Source organism: Devosia sp. Root436, assembly GCF_001426345.1.
GTDB lineage: Bacteria > Pseudomonadota > Alphaproteobacteria > Rhizobiales > Devosiaceae > Devosia.
Genome location: NZ_LMEM01000013.1, coordinates 116,625 through 134,021, shown reverse-complemented (window position 1 = coordinate 134,021; position 17,397 = coordinate 116,625). Strand labels below are relative to the sequence as shown.

The following is a 17,397-nucleotide window of genomic DNA, read 5'->3' as shown; positions in this document are numbered from 1 at the left end:
CTTCCGGCTCTTGCCCTCCCCCCTGAGGGGAGGGGTCGGGGATGGGGGTCCCTCAGTGGTCCACTGAACCACCCCCTCCCTCATTCCCTCCCCTCAAGGGGGAGGGAGGCGATCATCGTCGGCGCCGTGCCTGAGGAAAAAGGAGCATGATCTCAACCAACCGCCGGAACCGAAGCCGTCTCGGCCTCGATCGCATCGAAGGCCGCCGCGAGCTTGCCCATGGCCTCCTCGATATCGGCCTCGGTGACGATCAGCGGCGGGATCAGCCGCAGCACGTTGTCGCCGGCACCGATGGCCAGCAGGCGCTGATCGTCGCGCAGCCGGGCCACGAAATCGCGCACCGGCGGCGTGATCTTGATGCCGGCCAGCAGGCCCTTGCCGCGCAGCTCCAGCACATAGTCCGGATATTTCTGCGCCAGCTGCTGCAGATGCCAGGCGAGCTTCTGGCCCATCTGGTTGACATGGTCGATGAAGCCGGGGGCGAGAATCCGGTCGAGCACGGCATTGCCGACCGCCGTGGCCAGCGGATTGCCGCCATAGGTCGAACCATGCGTGCCGGGCACCATCGAGGCCGCGACATCGCCCCTGGCAAGGCATGCACCCAACGGGAAGCCGCCACCGATGGCCTTGGCCACCGCGACGATATCGGGGGTGATACCGGCCCATTCAAAGGCAAAGAAGCGCCCAGTCCGGCCATAGCCGCATTGCACTTCGTCGAGCACCAGCAACATGCCGTGTTCGTCGCACAGCCTGCGCAGGCCCTGCATGAATTCAGCGGACATGGCGGTAACGCCGCCCTCGCCCTGTACCGTCTCGATCAGGATGGCGCAGGTCTGCGGCGTGATCAGCGCCTCGACGGCGTCGAGATCGCCGGGCGCGGTATGCTTGAACCCCTGCATCGGCGGACCGAAGCCTTCGAGATAGCTCGGGTTGCCGCCGGCCGCGATCGTGCCCATGGTGCGGCCGTGGAACGAGCCGGTAAAGGCGATGATCTCGTAGCGGTCCACCTCACCCTTGGCCCAGAAATAATGCCGCGCCGTCTTGATGGCGCATTCCAGCGCCTCGGCGCCAGAATTGGTGAAGAACACCGAATCCGCGAAGGTGGCATCCACCAGCCGCTGGCCGAGCCTTTCCTGCTCGGGAATGGTGAACACGTTGGACGTATGCCAGACCTTGTCGGCAGCCGATTTCAGCGCCGAAACGATGTGGGGGTCGCCATGGCCCAGCGCGTTGACCGCGATGCCGGAATGGAAATCGAGATAGTCTCGGCCATGCTGGTCATACAGGCGCATGCCCTCGCCCCGCTCGAAAGCGAGATCGGACCGGGCATAGGTGCCGTAGAGCGCAGACATGGACGTATTCCTTCTTTGGCGGGGTTGAAAACAGGTTGGCCGGGCAAGCGTGACAATAGCGCCACAAAAACCAAAAACGCGCTCGTTGCGCAGCGCGTTTCTAGCGTCAGAGTTAGGCCAATTTTGTCAGATAAGTCAATGATCGTACCCCAAGTGCCTGATTTGACTCGAGAGTTTGTTAGGACAATTTTAACCAGTGAATTTACGGGGAAAGTCTCCCCCGACTCTTGATCCCGATTCCGCCGATGTCGTAAACTGTGTGGCATTGGGAACACGATATCTCGTGTGGCGGACCCACCTGACATACGACGCCTAGCGTTTATGGCTGCCATAGGCCATTTGGCAGCGCAATGAAGGATTCTGTTTTGACGATGGTTTCAGGAGCACAACCGGCGGGCTGGACTGACGAGCGCGTCGAGACTTTGAAAAAGCTCTGGATGGAAGGTCTGTCGGCCAGCCAGATTGCCGGAGAACTCGGCGAAGGGGTTACGCGCAATGCCGTGATCGGCAAGGTGCACCGCCTCAAGCTTTCGGCTCGCGCCAAGCCGACCAACTCGGCCCCGCGCGCCCGTCCGGCCGCGCGCCCCGCGCCGCGCCGCGTCGCCAGCCCCTCTTCCGGTCTTTCCGGCATGGGCAGCGCCGGTAAGATGCGTGCGTCCATGCCGCGCCCGCAATCGGTGGGCGCCACGGCGCTGGCACACGATCCACAGCTGGAAACCGAACTCTATGTCGCGCCCGCCGTGGCCGAGCTGTTCATTCCCGAGGACAAGCGCCTCAACCTGCTGCAGCTCAACGAACACACCTGCAAGTGGCCGATCGGCGACCCGCTCAGCAAGGACTTCTATTTCTGCGGCCAGCACAGCCTCGAGACCGGTCCCTATTGCGAGTTCCACTCGCGCCGGGCCTATCACCAGGTCGACAAGAAGCGGCGCTGAGAAGCGAATACAGAAGTGACAAAGGGCGCCCGCGAGGCGCCCTTGCTTTGTGCCACGCCCTCGTGGTTCGAGGGTCGCTACGCTCCCGCCTCGCCATGAGGGCTACTATCAGCGCTGCGTTCAAAGTAGCCCTCATGGTGAGGTGCGCTTCTTCAGCGCCTCGAACCACCCTCATCCTGAGTTTGTCGAAGGAGGGCGTGGCACTAGGGCAGAAACACATCCACCCGCATGCCTTCGCCCGGCTTGCTCTTGATGCTCATCTGCCCGCGATGGCGGTTGACGATGTGCTTGACGATGGCCAGCCCCAGCCCGGTGCCCTTCTTGCGGCGGCTGGCATCGGCGTCGATACGGTAAAAGCGCTCGGTGAGGCGCGGAACGTGCTCGGGCTCCACGCCCGGCCCATGGTCGATCACCGTTACCTGGTGCTGGAAATCGGGCCGCCCGGCCGGCGCCAGGCTTACCTCGACGAACTTGCCGCCGGCACCATATTTGATGGCATTGTCGAGCAGGTTCTCGAACACTTCATAGAGCTGGCTCCGATCACCGGTCGTGCTGCTCGGCCCCTCGAACAGGCTGAGCCGGATTTCCACATCCGCCGCCTTGGCCTGCATCATCAGCCCCTCGCGCACCTCGCGCAGCAGGGCCGCCAGGTCGATGCTGCCGGTAGGCCGCACATGCTGGTGCATCTCGATGCGCGACAGGCTGAGCAGGTCATCGATCAGCTTGCTCATGCGCTCGGCCTGTCCGCGCATGATGCCGAGGAATTTTTCGCGCGCCGCAGGGTCCTTGGCCGCCGGCCCCAGCAGCGTATCGATGAAGCCCAGCAGCGAGGCCAGGGGCGTGCGCAACTCGTGGCTGGCATTGGCGATGAAATCGCTGCGCAGGGCCTCGACGCGCTTGAGCTCGGTGAGGCTCTGGAAGGTCACTACCAGTTGCCGCGCGTCGTCGGCCAGCCAGTCAAGGCCCGGCCGGCGCAAGGGCGACACCACCACCTTGTCCCAGGTTTCCGAGGGCACGGTTTCATGCAGTTCGACACTGCGCGTCGTGCCGGTGCGCATGGCCAGGTCGATGGCCTGTACGAGGTCGGGATTGCGCAGCGAGAAGGTGATCGGATTGCCGTTGCTCACCGCCGGAAACTGCCGCTGCGCCGCGGCATTGGCGTGGATTGCCACGCTACGCCGGTCCAGCACCAGGCAGGGATCGGCCAGCGCATCGGCGAAGGCGAAAACCGCGTCGCCATCCGCGGTCGCGGTCGCCCGCGGCAATTCCACCGTCTGCGTCAGGGTGATCGTGCTGCCCGGCAACACGGCGGCGCCGGCCATGATGACGAGGAAACTGACAAAGGCCGCAAGCACGCCAATCTCACCAAACAGCACCAGTACCGCGAAAACACCGAAGATACCGGCCAGCGGGCTGGCCTGCGCGGCAAGGCGCGCCAGCACTATGGCCAGGCGGGAAACGGGCTGGCGAGAATGCGGTTCGTCCATGTTTTGTTTCCGGGAATCAACCAGTTGCGACGCCCCTTGCGCGCGGGGGCGCCTTCATAGCACGGTAAGGATGACAACGGAGAGACACCAGTGACCGACCCTCTCGACGGCTTCGACCTTGAAAATCCCGAACTGCCCAAGGCAATCAAGAAGCATGCCATGCGTTCGGGCGGCTATCCTTACGAAGATAAGCTGGATGACGACAGCTATGAAGAGCAGATGTACGCGCTGCAGAAACAACTGGTGCTGCTGCAGGCCCATCTGGCGCGAAGCGGCGAGCGCGTCATGATCGTTTTCGAGGGCCGCGACGCCGCCGGCAAGGGCGGCACCATCAAGCGGTATCTCGAAAATCTCAATCCGCGCTACAACATCATCGCCGCCCTGCCCAAGCCCAATAGCAGGGAAAGCACGCAATGGTACTTCCAGCGTTATGTCGATTGGTTTCCCGCGGGCGGCGAGACCGTGCTGTTCGACCGCTCCTGGTATAACCGGGCCGGGGTCGAGCCGGTCATGGGTTTCTGTACGCCCGAGCAGACCGAGCATTTCCTGGAAGAGGCGCCCGAATTCGAGAAGCGCATCACCAATGACGGTATTCACCTGTTCAAGTTCTGGCTCTCCATCGGGCAGGAAATGCAGCTCAAGCGTTTTCATGACCGCCGGCACGATCCGCTGAAGGTCTGGAAACTCTCGCCGGTCGATCTCGAAGCCCTTGGCAAGTGGGACGCCTATACGGCGGCACGAGACGAAATGCTGCGCCGCACCGATTCTCCGCATGCGCGCTGGACCGTCATCCGCTCCAACGACAAGAACCGCGCACGCCTCAACGTCATTCGCCGGGTTCTGGACGGAATGGATTTCGAGGGCAAGGACACCAAGGCCATAGGCGATCTCGATCTGAAGATCGTTTACGGCGCGCAGCAGTTCCTGATGCTGGAAAAGGGCGAGCACTAGGACCAATCGACGATTGGCCTAGCCCTTTTCGATCGATCCCATGCGCTTGCTGGCCGTCGGCCAGCTCAGTTCCGTCGTGCGGGCGATCACCGCTTCGACCAGCGTGAACAGCGAGCCATTGGCATCCCAGGTTCTTCCTATCTCGGTGCGGCACGGCAGCACGAAGCGGGCGAAGCGGCTGACCGGGCTCATCCACTCATCGGTAATCAGGGCAATCTGCGCCCGCCGCGCCGCGAGGTCGGTGGCCACCTCGACAAGGCTTGGATCGTAGCGGCGCACGTCGAAGATAACGGCCAGATCCCCCGGCCTGACGTCGATCAACTGGTCCGCCCGCGTCGCCGGCCGGCCCTCAAGCCGCCGCACGCTTGGCCGGATCAGGCGCAGATGCGCCTCCATATAGCCGGCCAGAAAATCGGTGAAGCGCCCACCGGCCAGGTAACAGGTGCCCCGGTTCTCGGCGAGCCGCACGCAGACCGCTTCAAACTCGGACGCCGGGATCAGCGCCGCCGAGCCCCGCAGATTGTCGACAGCCTGGGTGACGAAGCGATCGAAGAAATGCTCGTCACCCCCCGCTTGGCCGCCGCTCACCGGGCTGCGCTGCAGCGGCGACTTGGAGCGCTCTTCCAGTTCCTCGCGCAAGGCGCGCTGGAAATCGGGGTAGGATCTGTAGCCGAGCTGGGAAACGAAGCGCAGCACGGTGGCGGAACTGGCCCCTGCCTGCTGCGCGAATTCGGCGACCGGCGCCAGCCCCAGCGTCGGATACGAGCCCAGCAGGCCCCGAGCGGCGCGTTTCTCGGCTGATGTCAGCCGGTGAATGGCGTCGTGAATACGCCCGGCGACCGACTTTCCCTCCATGCGTCCCTCTGAATTTATGATTTCAGCATTGACAGTTTTTATCAGTATGGAACTACTGATACAGAAGTTAACCGATCCTGCCAGGGCTTTCTGTGGACGTCAGCGGTCAAAAAGCGGTGCTGGTTTCCAATGCGCGGGGGCGCTCGCCCTTCGTCATCGTCTGCGATCACGCCAGCAACCGCATCCCCGGGAAATACGGCGACATGGGCCTCAGCCCCAGCGAGCGGCTGAGCCATATCGCCTGGGATCCCGGCGCGCTGGCGGTCAGCGGGCGGCTGTCCGAACTGCTGGACGCGCCGCTGGTGCAGTCAACCGTTTCGCGCATCATCATCGACTGCAATCGCGACCTCGACGCGCCGGACCTGATCTGGACGCTGTCCGAAACCACCCGCATCGCCGCCAATGAGAATCTCGATGCGGCCGAGCGGCAGTATCGGATCGACCATTTCCATCGGCCCTACCATGCGGCGATCGAAACACTGCTCGAAGCGCGGCGTCATGCGGGGCAGGACACAGTCCTGGTCTGCCTGCACTCCTTCACCCCCGTCTATCACAACATAGCCCGGCCCTGGCCGATCGGGCTGATCCACGGGATCGACACCCGCTATACGCAGGCGCTGCTCGATGCGCTCGCCGCCGACGATCCGGGGCTCGACATCGGCTGGAACGAGCCCTATGCCGCCCTCAACGGGGTGACGCTGACGCTGGAAAAGCACGGCGACGGGCGCGGGCTCGACGCCACGATGATCGAAATCCGCAACGACGAAATCCTCGAACCCGCCGGCGTGACCCTGTGGTCGACCCGGCTGGCCCGTTGCCTCGAAACGGCGCGGCAGGCGCGCAAAGAGGCAATGGCAGTTTGAAGCATTCCGCCATTCTTCGAATGTCGAAATGTCTAGTCGTCGTCTGGTCGTGTTTCCCGAACCGGAAAAGTGGACGCTTTTCCGGGAAACCCTCCGGACTTAACTGTGGGCTTATTCAGGGGGACGTGACGAATGACTGATACCAGGAAGGTCGGCAGTGTCGCCTATGCGACGCGCGACAAGGACTATTTCGCCAAGCGAGGCCTCGAACGATATGCCGGCATCTGGTCGCTGTGGGCGCTCGGCGTCGGCGCGGTGATCTCGGGCCATTTCTCGGGCTGGAATTTCGGCTTCATCACCGGCGGCTGGGGCGGCATGGTGGTCGCCGCCGCAATCATCGCCATCATGTATCTGGGCCTCGTCTCGTCCATCGCCGAAATGAGCCCGGCTTTGCCCCATACCGGCGCGGCCTACTCCTTCGCCCGCACCTCGATGGGGCCATGGGGCGGCTTCGTCACCGGCCTTTTCGAGAACGTCGAATATGTTCTCACTCCGGCGGTGATCGTCACCTTCATCTCGGGCTATTTCGGCTCGATTACCGGCATGGATACGGCGCTCTACCCGATCCTGTGGATCGTGTTCTTCGCCATCTTCCTGGCGCTCAACATCTACGGCGTAGCGCTCTCCTACAAGGTGACGCTGATCGTTACGCTGATCTCGCTGGCGGGGCTGGTGTTCTTCTGGGTCAGCGCCTTCCCCAATATCGATTTCGGCCGCTGGGCGCTCAATATCGGCGTCGGCCCGGACGGTGGCGCGGTCGAGCTGCCCGAAGGCAACGGCTCGTGGTTCCCCTTTGGCTGGCAAGGCGTGCTGGCTACCCTGCCCTTCGCGGTTTGGTTGTTCCTTGCCATCGAGCAGGTGCCACTGGCCGCAGAGGAATCGGTCGATCCCAAGCGCGACATGCCCAAGGGCATCCTGCTCGGCTTCTGTACGCTGCTGCTCAGCGCATTCATGATCGTGCTGCTCAACCCCTCGATCCCGGGCGTCGGCAGCTTTGCGCTCGGCTCCTCGCTCGAACCGGCGCTTGACGGTATCCGGGCCATCTATGGCGAAGGTGCCGCGCCGCTATTCGGCATCGTAGCCCTGATCGGCCTGGTCGCCTCGTTCCATACCATCCTCTATGCGCAGGGCCGGCAGATCTATTCGCTCAGCCGCGCCGGCTATTTCCCGTCGGCCCTTTCGGTCACGCATCCGAAGTACAAGACGCCACATCTGGCCATGATCTCGGGCGCCCTGCTCGGCCTGGCGGTCATGCTGGTGATCTGGTTCGTCAATGGCGGCGGCGGCGCGGGTGAAACCCAGCTCGGTGACGACATCATCGGCTCGGTACTGCTCAACATGGCCGTGTTCGGAGCCATGCTGAGCTACATCATGCAGGCGCTGAGCTTCATCATCCTACGGCGCAAGCTGCCCAATATCGAGCGCCCGTTCCGCTCGCCCGTGGGTATTCCGGGCGCCGTGCTCACCGTGATCATCGCGGCCGTGACCCTGTTCTACCAGTTGCAGGATCCGAACTTCTACAAGGGCGTGATCTGGGTGGTGCTGTGGTGCGCGGTGGGCATTGCCTACTTCGCCCTGATTGGCCGCCATAAGCTGATCATGTCGCCGGAAGAAGAGTTCGCGCTCGAGCACAAGGCCTAGTCAGCGAGTCATTCCCGCGAAAGCGGGAACCTCCTTGCACACCGCGTCATCCCCGGTTTCGCGGGGATGACGCGGTGGGTGGATCAAAAATACCGAGGAGAATCCAATGCCCTACACCCTCGCCGATCTCAAGAAGGACGTCGCCGCGGGCAGCATCGATACCGTGCTCGTCGCCTTTCCCGACATGCAGGGCCGCATGATCGGCAAGCGCTTCCAGGCCGAGTATTTCCTCGAAGTCGCCAATGATGAAACCCATGGCTGCGACTACCTCCTCGCCGACGACATCGACATGGAGCCGGTGCCCGGCTACGCGGCCGCCAATTGGGGCAAGGGCTATGGCGATTTCGTCATGAAGCCGGACCTCGCCACGCTGATGAAGGCCACCTGGCTCGACGGCACGGCCATCGTGCTTTGCGACCTCAGCGATCACCACCATCACGAGCCGATCCCGCATAGCCCGCGCGCCATCCTCAAGGGCCAGATCGAGCGCCTTGCCGCCATGGGCTACACCGCCAATGCCGCGACCGAGCTCGAATTCTACCTGTTCGATGAGGACTACCGCACGATCAGCGAAAAGGGTCATGCCCGCGCGCAGACATCAGGCGCCTATATCCAGGATTACCACATCTTCCAGACCACCAAGGAAGAAGGCGTGATGCGCGCCCTGCGCAAGCACCTGCAGGCCTCGGGGATTCCGGTCGAAAGCTCCAAGGGCGAATGGGGTCCGGGGCAGGAAGAGATCAACGTCAAATACGCCGATGCCCTCACCATGGCCGACCGCCATGTGGTGCTGAAAAACGCCACCAAGGAAATCGCCTGGGCCCAGGGCAAGGCCGTGACCTTCATGGCCAAGTGGGACTATTCGCTCGCCGGCTCATCGAGCCACATCCACATGTCGCTGGCCGACAAGTCCGGCAAGCCGATGTTCGTCGACAGCAAGGACGAGCGCGGCATGAGCGCCGTCATGAAGCATTTCATGGCCGGCCAGCTCGCCTATGCCCGCGACATCACCTGGTTCCTCGCGCCCTATATCAACAGCTACAAGCGCTTCCAGGCCGGTACGTTCGCGCCCACCAAGGCGATCTGGTCGCCCGATAACCGCACCGCCGGCTTCCGCCTTTGTGGCGAACATTCCAAATCCATCCGCGTCGAATGCCGCATGGGCGGCGCCGACCTCAATCCCTACCTCGCCATCGCCGCCCTGCTCGCAGCCGGCATCAAGGGCATCGAGGACAAGATGCCGCTTGAACCGGCATTCGTCGGCGACGCCTATGTGACAGAGCAACTGCGGGAAATTCCCAAGACCCTGCGCGACGCCACCGACAATCTCAAGCGCTCTGTCATGCTCGCAGACGCCTTCGGCGAGGACGTCGTCGCCCATTATGTGCATACTGCGGAGTGGGAGCAGTTCGAGTATGACCGGCGGGTGACCGACTGGGAGCTGAAACGCGGGTTTGAGCGGAGCTGATGGTCTTGGCAAAACCCCATTCCACCCCCAACGTCCCGGCAATCCATTGAGCCATCCCCCTCTGCGGATACGTGGATTACCCGGACAAGCCGGGTAATGACGTGGTGGATAGGCAAATCGCGCGGCAGGCATTAGGCCTCCGCCAGTCCGAGCGAAAGGCAAGCCATGACCGAGACGGTCAAGATCATCTCTCCCATCGACGGCAGCGTCTATGCCGAGCGCCCCCTGGCCACAGCGGCCGAGATCGACAGCGCCGTGATCCGCGCCAAGGCGGGCCGTCGCGCCTGGGGCGAGACCACCGTGCCCGAGCGCCAGAAGATCCTGACGCATTTCGTCGATGCGCTGCTGCTTGCCAATGACGACATCGTGCCCGAGCTCGCCTGGCAGATGGGCCGGCCGATCCGCTTCGGCGGCGAGAAGCGCGGCGTCGAGGAGCGCAGCCGCTATATGATCGACCTGGCCACCGAGGCACTGGCCCCATCGATGCGGCCCGAGAAGGCGGGCTTCACGCGCTATATCACCCGCGAGGCGCTGGGCACCGTAATGGTCATCGCGCCATGGAACTACCCCTTCCTGACAGCGGTCAATTCCATCGTGCCGGGCCTGATGGCCGGCAATGCCATCATCCTCAAGCATGCCAGCCAGACCCTGCTGGTGGGTGAGCGCTTCGCCGCCGCAGCCGAAAGCGCCGGCCTGCCCGCCGGCCTGTTCCAGAACCTGGTGCTCGGCCATGCCGATACCGAAAAGCTGATCGCCTCAGGCCAGATCGACCACATCAATTTCACCGGCTCAGTGGAAGGCGGCCGCCGCATCGAAAAGGCCGCCGCCGGCACCTTCGCCACGCTGGGCCTCGAACTGGGCGGCAAGGACCCGGCCTATGTGCGGGCCGATGCCGATCTCGACAATGCGGTCGAAAACCTCGTCGGTGGCAGTTTCTTCAATTCCGGCCAGAGCTGCTGCGGCGTCGAGCGCATCTATGTGCATGAAGCCGTCTATGGCAGTTTCGTCGAGCGCTTCATCGACAATGCCAAGGGCTGGACGCTCGGCAATCCGCTCGACCCCGACACCATTGTCGGCCCCATGGCGCGCGGCAATTTCGCCGACCATGTGCGCCAGCAGACCGATGAGGCCATCCGTGGCGGCGCCACGCGGCATCTGAACTCCCGGCATGAACTGGACAAGCCGGGCTCGCCCTACCTCGCGCCCGAAGTGCTGACCAACGTCAACCACCAGATGTCGGTCATGCGCGAGGAGAGCTTCGGCCCCCTGGTCGGCATCATGAAGGTGGCCGACGACGCCGAAGCCGTGACCCTGATGAATGACAGCCCCTATGGCCTCACCGCCTCGATCTGGACGCAGGATATCGACGCAGCGGCGCGGCTGGGCGCACAGGTCGAAACCGGCACGGTCTTCGCCAACAGGTGCGACTATCTCGATCCGGCGCTGGTCTGGACCGGGGTCAAGGATACCGGCAAGGGTGGGGCGCTGAGCGAGATCGGTTACGCAAACCTGACCCAGCCGAAGAGCTATCATTTGAAGCGGGTGTAGTGCACCCAGACCCGCCCCGTCCTCGATGTCACCCCGGCCTTGAGCCGGGGTCCATCCCGAGATTGAGCCGCAGCCGCAAGGTCGATCGAACGAACCACCTGGCGGCAGGTGAGAAATCCCAGGATGGATCCCGGCTCAAGGCCGGGATGACACCGAGTTTGCGGGGAGAAATTAAACGAGGCCACAATGACCAAAGCTAACTGGAACTACCCCACCGCAGTCAAATTCGGCCCAGGCCGCATCGCCGAACTGCCCGAGGCGCTGAAGACCGCGGGCATAACCAAGCCCCTGCTGGTCACCGATGCCGGGCTCGCCAGCCTGCCGGTTACCCAGAATACGCTGACGCTCCTTAGGGATGCCGGCATCCCGGTCGGTGTCTTTGCCGATGTGAAGCCCAATCCCATCTCGGCCAATGTCGAAGCCGGCATCAGGGTGCTGCGCGAGGGCGGCCACGATGGCGTCATCGCCTTTGGCGGCGGTTCTGGATTGGACGTCGGCAAGGTCATCGCCTTCATGGCCGGCCAGACCCGCCCGATGTGGGATTTCGAGGATATTGGCGACTGGTGGACCCGCGCCGATCCCAAGGGCATCTTCCCCATCATCGCCGTGCCGACCACTGCCGGCACCGGCTCGGAAGTCGGCCGCGCCGGCGTCATCACCGATGAAACGACCCACACCAAGAAAGTCATCTTCCACCCGCTGATGATGCCGAAAGTTGTCATTGCCGATCCCGAGCTGACCGTCGGCATGCCCAAATTCATCACCGTGGGCACCGGCATGGACGCCCTCGCCCACTGCCTCGAAGCCTATTGCGCCCCCGGCTATCACCCCATGGCTGACGGCATTGCGGTGGAAGGTATTCGCCTCGTCTTCGAGAACCTGCCCAAGGTCCATGCCGATCCGGGTAATGTCGAAGCGCGCGGCCACATGATGAGCGCCGCCGCCATGGGCGCCACCGCCTTCCAGAAGGGGCTCGGCGCCATCCACGCGCTCAGCCATCCGGTCGGCGCGCTCTACGACACCCATCACGGCATGACCAATGCGGTCTTCATGCCCTATGTGCTGGCGGTCAACAAACCCGCCATCGAGGCCCGCATCGCGCGCCTCGCCGCCTATCTCGGCCTCGCCTCCAGCTTCGAGGCCTTCCAGCACGCCGTCATCGGCCTGCGCATGCGGCTGGACGTGCCGCACACGCTGGCCCAGTTCAAGGTCGACGCCAGCCAGCGCGACCTGATCGGCGACATGGCCATTGTCGACCCCACGGCGGGCGGCAACCCTATCGAGCTGACGAAGGCTCGCGCACTGGAGATTTTCGACCGGGCCATGGAGGGACGGGTTTAAGCCCGACACCGAACCATTGGTCGTCACCCTTCTCCCCATGAGGGAGAAGGTGCCCGAAGGGCGGATGAGGGGTTGCTTCCACGAGCATTGAAGCATGGGCGAGCGCAGGACCCCTCACCCGGTTTCCGCTGGACGCGGAAACCCACCCTCTCCCTCTGAGGGAGAGGGGAAGAAGGCTCAGTGGCTCTCCACCACGCCCCGCACCGTCTCCTTCACCCCCAGCTCGAACAGGTCATCGAGGTGGGTCGCCACTGTCTCGCCAAACGCCTGGTTCTCCGCCAGGTCGCTGCCGAATACCTCAGTCAGTCCGACCAGCCCCTCATACAGCGCCTCGGCATCGTCTCCTGCATCCGCGGCAATCGCCATCATCCGCATGGCCAGCGGGTCGCGCACGTCGATGTTCTCGCCCTTCTCGTCTATGCCGGTGACATAGCGCATCCATGCCGCCACCCCGAGCCCGAGCCGCTCGAATGGTTGCCCGGCCTTGAGGCGCTCGCGGATGGTGCCAAGCAGGCGCTGGGGCAATTTCTGCGACCCATCCATGGCGATCTGCCAGGTGCGATGCTGCAGCGCCGGATTGCGGAAGCGATCCAGCAACTGGTCGCGATAGGCGCCGAGATCGACTCCCGGCATATCCAGCGTCGGCATGGCCTCCTGGGTCATCAGCCCATGGATGAGCTTGACGAAATCGGCGTCGCCCATGACGTCGGAAATATACTCGTAGCCCGAGAGATAGCCGAGATAGGCCATGGTTGAGTGGCTGCCATTGAGCATCCTGAGCTTCATGCGCTCGAACGGCTCGACGTCCTTGACCAGTTGCGCGCCGGCCCTTTCGAAGGGCGGGCGGCCATCGGGGAAATGATCCTCGATCACCCACTGAGTAAAAGGCTCGGTCATGATCGGCCAGGCATCCTCGGCGCCGATCAGCCCGGCCACCGTTGCGCGATCGGCATCGGTGGTCGAGGGCACGATGCGGTCCACCATGGTTCCGGGAAAGGCCACCTTCCCGACCCAGGCACCGAGCGCGGCATCGCGCAGGCTGGCAAACTTCGTCACGATGCGCTGCACCGTCTCGCCATTGCTCGGCAGGTTGTCGCAGCTCATCACCGCAAACGGCCCAATGCCCGCCGCCTGCCGTCGCGCCAGGGCCTCCACCAGCATGCCCGGTGCCGATTTCGGCGTGGCGGGATGGGCCAGGTCATGCACAATATCGGGGTGGCGCTGGTCCAGCTCGCCCGTCGCCGGGTCGTGGCAATAGCCCTTTTCGGTCACGGTCAGCGACACGATGCGGATTTGTGGGCTGGCCATCAGCGCCAGCAATTCCTCACGCTGCGTATTGGCATCGAGCACCTTGATGATCGAACCGATGATGCGCGGATGCGTTCCCGCCGCATCGCGCACGGCCACGGTATAGAGCCCGTCCTGCGGCTCCAGCGCTTCCTTGGTGTCCGGCCGGCGGAGGCTCGCGCCGACAATGGCCCAATCGGGATTGTCCCTCAGCAGGTCGTCGACATAGACAGCCATATGCGCCCGGTGGAACGCGCCGATGCCCAGATGCACGATGCCCGGCGTGATCTGGCTGCGATCGTAGTCGGGCAGGCGCACGCCGGCGGGGGCATTGGCAAAAGTGCTGGCGCTGAGGCGCGTCATGGCAGTCTCCGGGGGTGAAATCGGGGGCACCATAATGCCTTCCGATCTTGTATGGAAGATAGTAGCTTGCGGGCCTCCGGGCTTTACCGGCATAAGCCTTGCGCAACAAGGGAGAGCAGCATTTTGGCACAGCAGCGTTTCGTCAGCATTGGTGAATGCATGATCGAGATGAGTGGCGGCGAGGATCGCCAATATCGCCTTGGCTATGCCGGCGATACGCTCAATACCGCCTGGTATATGCGCGCGCTGCTCGGCAAGGACTGGTCGGTGGATTATTTCACCGGCCTCGGGGAAGACCGCTATTCCGGCGACATCCGTGCGTTCCTCGATGCCAACGATATCGGCACCAGCCATATCAGCACCGTGCCCGGCCGCCGTCCCGGTCTCTACCTGATCCACCAGGAAAAGGGCGACCGCCACTTCACCTATTGGCGCGACACCTCCGCCGCCAAGTTGCTGGCCGATGACAAGGAAGCGCTGGCCGCTGCCGTCAAGGGCGCCAGCATGGTCTATTTCTCGGGCATCACCCTGGCCATCCTCGCGCCCCGCGCCCGCGGCAGGCTGCTCGGCGCCATCGTCCGGGCACGCGACGCCGGCGCCAGGGTGGTGTTCGACACCAATATCCGCCCGGCTCTGTGGACCAGTCCGCGCGTCATGACGTCGGTGCTTACGGCCGCAGCCACGATGTGCGACGTGGTCCTGCCCACCCATGGCGACGAGGCCCCGCTCTTCGGCGACACGAGCGTCGATGATACGGCCGACCGTTATCTCGAACTGGGCGTCGAGGAAGTCGTGGTCAAGGACGGGGCCGGCGAAGCCTTGATTGCCACGGCGTGGGAACGGGTGAGAGTCGCCCCGCAACCCGGAGCCAAGGTGGTCGACGCCACCGGCGCGGGTGACAGCTTCAATGGCGCGTATCTGAGCGCGCGGCTGGCGGGAAAATCATTGCAGGAAGCCGCGGAAGAAGGCCACCGCGTGGCCGGCGTGGTCATCGGGCAGAAGGGCGCGCTGGTCGATCCGAAGCTGGTGCAATAGGCGTCCTTCGGGCGATCCACCCTCTCGCCGATGGGGAGAGGAATAAGAGGACTCGGTGTCTACTATTCTTCTCCCCATCGGGGAGAAGGCGGCGCACAGCGCCGGATGAGGGGGATGCCGCCACACCACCAACGCCAATCAAAACACACGATCCCCCTGCTCTTCCATATACGCCACTTCCTGCGGCGTGCTCACGCGCCCCAGCGCCTTGTTCCTGAATGGAAACCGCCCGAACCGCGCGATGCAGTCACGGTGCCCGGTCATGAATTTCATCAGTTCCTCGCCGAACTGGGCGAAATGCTTGCAGCCCTCCTCCTGGATCACCAGCGATTCCGCATGCATGAAGGGCATGAACAGGAACATGCGCCGCTCCATCGGAATCGCCTGGTCTGCACCCGCCGCGATGGCCTCCTGCGCCAGCGCCACAGCCATCCTGTCCTGCGCGAAGGCCTCGGCCGAGCCGCGATGCAGCTGCCGGGAAAACTGATCCAGCACGATGATCTCGGCCAGCCGTCCCTCGGACGTCCGGCGCCATTCCCAGGCCTCGCCCAGCGCCACTTTCGGATGCGTCCCGGCAAATTCGGCGGCCAGCGCCGCATCGAATTCCGCCTTGCCGCCGAACCAGTCATCCATGCCGTGTTCCACGAACCAGAAGCGAAGAATATCCTCGGCTGTGCGCATATTTCCTCCCAAGCACGAAACGGGCTTCCCTCCCCATCATAGGGAGGGAACCGCCTTGTGGCTGAACTACCCTACCAGCACCCGGATCCGGTTGCCGAACGGGTCCTGCGTCTCGATCCCGCCGTCTACCGGCGAAACCGGCGCCTTGGCGTCAGCCAGCCGCGCCTTCACGCCGTCCAGCGTCTGCGCATCGGGCACGACGATGGTGAACCAGCGCAGGCCCGCCGCACCGGCAGAGGGCAATCCCGCATTAGGCCCCGACCAGATGTTGAAGGCGACGGTATGGGGCATATAGTCGAGCCCGACATCGCCCATGCCGAAGGAATGGATCAACAGGAAGCCGGCAAAGCCGATGACGTCGCGATAGAAATCCATCGCCTGTTGCAGGTCGTTGACATGCACATGCACATGCCCGATCCGCGTACCGGCGGGCATGCGCGCCACCAGCACCGGCGCGGTGCCCAGCTCGGCCAGCAGGCCATCCATATCGATCGGGTCGCGCCCCGAATGAGGCCTGCCATCTGCGGTCACCGCGTAGGTCTCGCCCTTTTCGGGGTCGCCCAGCGTGCCGCGCCATGGCGTCTCGAAGGTGATCTCGATGCCATTGCCGTCGAGGTCCCACAGATAGATGGCCTCGCTGACCAGATGGTCGGTCGGCGAAATCCGCACATTGCGCTGCAGGGCCCGCACGGCCATCTGCGCCAGGTCGGCTCGACCAGGTACGTGGATGGCGACGTGATAAAGTCCGATCGTGCGCGGCACGACCGGCCGCACCGCGCCGGTTTCCAGCACGATCAACGGCTTGCCGCCGGCACCCAGCACGAGTTCATTGTCGGCCTCGGCGATGAGGTCGAGGCCCACCACATCCTGCCAGATGGCGAGCGCCTTGCTCCGGTCGGCCACGGCGATATGCACGGCGCCCAGCGTCGTGGCCAGCGGCAGGACGGGCTTGGATTTCACATTGGTCTGGACGGAGGTGTCGATCATGGCGGTCTTCCCGATTGTTCTGTCCAGCATATAGGCCAGACCGCCGGTTCCGCCATCGGCCAGGTGCCGAAGGCATTGTTCGCCAAAGGGCAGGCAATCGGCATATGTCTTTCGCGCTCCACACTTTCATGCTGGAGTAGGCCTTCACTTGTTTTCAGGAGACGTTTCATGCCCAAGATCATGTACACCGCGCGCGCCACTTCCACCGGGGGCCGTTCCGGCCACGGCGCCACCGATGACGGCGTGCTGGACGTCACCCTGACCACGCCCAGGGAAATCGGCGGCGACGGCGCCCGCGGCACCAATCCCGAGCAGCTTTTCGCCGTCGGCTATTCGGCCTGCTTCCTCGGCGCGATGAAGGCCGCCGCCCGCAAGAGCGGCGACAAGATCCCCGAAGACGCCACCGTCACCGCCGAAGTCAGCTTCAAGGACCGCGAGGACGGCGAAGGCTTCTGGATCGAAGCCGCCCTCAAGGCCCACATTCCCGGCATGGACAAGGCCAAGGCCGAAGACATCATCAAGAGGGCGCATGTGATCTGCCCCTATAGCGAAGTGTCGCGGAAGGGGTTCGACGTGACGCTGGACGTGGTGTGACAGCATCCA

Annotated in this window: 15 protein-coding genes; 9 read left to right on the top strand and 6 right to left on the bottom strand. The window is 63.8% G+C overall.

Features of this window, described 5'->3' with window-relative positions; all coding sequences use genetic code 11:
* Nucleotides 1-152: 152 nt before the first annotated feature.
* Entirely contained in the window at nucleotides 153-1,352 is a 1,200-nt protein-coding gene (locus tag ASD04_RS15330) for an aspartate aminotransferase family protein (RefSeq protein WP_056258803.1), read from the bottom strand.
* A 371-nt stretch (nucleotides 1,353-1,723) separates the two neighbouring features.
* On the opposite strand from ASD04_RS15330, the gene ASD04_RS15325 reads away from it, so the two are divergent.
* On the top strand, nucleotides 1,724-2,287 hold the full coding sequence (locus ASD04_RS15325) for a GcrA family cell cycle regulator (protein WP_056259285.1): 564 nt from the start codon (nucleotides 1,724-1,726) through the stop codon (nucleotides 2,285-2,287).
* Between the two features lie 203 nt (nucleotides 2,288-2,490).
* Here ASD04_RS15325 and ASD04_RS15320 read toward each other — a convergent pair whose 3' ends face one another.
* Nucleotides 2,491-3,774, bottom strand: coding sequence for an ATP-binding protein (locus ASD04_RS15320; RefSeq protein WP_056258799.1), 1,284 nt, complete (start codon nucleotides 3,772-3,774; stop codon nucleotides 2,491-2,493).
* Nucleotides 3,775-3,864: 90 nt separating this feature from the next.
* On the opposite strand from ASD04_RS15320, the gene ppk2 reads away from it, so the two are divergent.
* On the top strand, nucleotides 3,865-4,725 hold the full coding sequence (gene ppk2, locus ASD04_RS15315) for a polyphosphate kinase 2 (protein ID WP_056258797.1): 861 nt from the start codon (nucleotides 3,865-3,867) through the stop codon (nucleotides 4,723-4,725).
* Nucleotides 4,726-4,743: 18 nt separating this feature from the next.
* Here the strand turns inward: ppk2 and ASD04_RS15310 are convergent, their stop codons facing one another.
* Nucleotides 4,744-5,580, bottom strand: coding sequence for a MurR/RpiR family transcriptional regulator (locus ASD04_RS15310; protein WP_056258794.1), 837 nt, complete (start codon nucleotides 5,578-5,580; stop codon nucleotides 4,744-4,746).
* Between the two features lie 92 nt (nucleotides 5,581-5,672).
* Between ASD04_RS15310 and ASD04_RS15305 the strand changes: the two genes are divergently transcribed.
* The 5 genes from ASD04_RS15305 (at nucleotide 5,673) to ASD04_RS15285 (ending at nucleotide 12,441) form a co-directional block, all read left to right on the top strand.
* Nucleotides 5,673-6,443: an N-formylglutamate amidohydrolase gene (locus ASD04_RS15305; RefSeq protein ID WP_244488335.1), complete on the top strand. Its 771-nt coding sequence runs from the start codon at nucleotides 5,673-5,675 to the stop codon at nucleotides 6,441-6,443.
* Nucleotides 6,444-6,575: 132 nt separating this feature from the next.
* The gene (locus tag ASD04_RS15300) at nucleotides 6,576-8,084 is read left to right on the top strand and encodes an amino acid permease (RefSeq protein WP_056258788.1); all 1,509 of its coding nucleotides are present in this window, start codon (nucleotides 6,576-6,578) and stop codon (nucleotides 8,082-8,084) included.
* A 106-nt stretch (nucleotides 8,085-8,190) separates the two neighbouring features.
* On the top strand, nucleotides 8,191-9,552 hold the full coding sequence (locus tag ASD04_RS15295) for a glutamine synthetase family protein (protein WP_056258785.1): 1,362 nt from the start codon (nucleotides 8,191-8,193) through the stop codon (nucleotides 9,550-9,552).
* Between the two features lie 165 nt (nucleotides 9,553-9,717).
* Nucleotides 9,718-11,100 carry an aldehyde dehydrogenase family protein gene (locus tag ASD04_RS15290; RefSeq protein ID WP_056258782.1) on the top strand — a complete coding sequence of 461 codons (1,383 nt, stop codon included), beginning with the start codon at nucleotides 9,718-9,720 and terminating at the stop codon, nucleotides 11,098-11,100.
* 186 nt (nucleotides 11,101-11,286) lie between these two features.
* On the top strand, nucleotides 11,287-12,441 hold the full coding sequence (locus ASD04_RS15285) for an iron-containing alcohol dehydrogenase (protein WP_056258780.1): 1,155 nt from the start codon (nucleotides 11,287-11,289) through the stop codon (nucleotides 12,439-12,441).
* A 177-nt stretch (nucleotides 12,442-12,618) separates the two neighbouring features.
* On the opposite strand, the gene ASD04_RS15280 is transcribed toward ASD04_RS15285, so the two are convergent.
* Nucleotides 12,619-14,091 (bottom strand): mannitol dehydrogenase family protein, encoded by a 1,473-nt coding sequence (locus ASD04_RS15280; RefSeq protein WP_056258778.1) that lies wholly within the window; start codon nucleotides 14,089-14,091, stop codon nucleotides 12,619-12,621.
* Between the two features lie 123 nt (nucleotides 14,092-14,214).
* On the opposite strand from ASD04_RS15280, the gene ASD04_RS15275 reads away from it, so the two are divergent.
* Nucleotides 14,215-15,126, top strand: coding sequence for a sugar kinase (locus tag ASD04_RS15275; protein WP_244488334.1), 912 nt, complete (start codon nucleotides 14,215-14,217; stop codon nucleotides 15,124-15,126).
* A gap of 138 nt (nucleotides 15,127-15,264) precedes the next feature.
* Here ASD04_RS15275 and ASD04_RS15270 read toward each other — a convergent pair whose 3' ends face one another.
* Together ASD04_RS15270 and ASD04_RS15265 are read right to left on the bottom strand one after the other, a co-directional pair.
* Nucleotides 15,265-15,807 (bottom strand): DUF924 family protein, encoded by a 543-nt coding sequence (locus ASD04_RS15270; protein WP_056258774.1) that lies wholly within the window; start codon nucleotides 15,805-15,807, stop codon nucleotides 15,265-15,267.
* Nucleotides 15,808-15,873: 66 nt separating this feature from the next.
* Nucleotides 15,874-16,794, bottom strand: a complete 921-nt coding sequence (locus ASD04_RS15265; protein WP_056258771.1) for a VOC family protein — start codon at nucleotides 16,792-16,794, stop codon at nucleotides 15,874-15,876.
* 168 nt (nucleotides 16,795-16,962) lie between these two features.
* On the opposite strand from ASD04_RS15265, the gene ASD04_RS15260 reads away from it, so the two are divergent.
* A complete protein-coding gene (locus tag ASD04_RS15260) occupies nucleotides 16,963-17,388 on the top strand; it encodes an organic hydroperoxide resistance protein (protein ID WP_056258767.1) in 426 nt (141 codons plus the stop codon).
* Nucleotides 17,389-17,397: the final 9 nt, after the last annotated feature.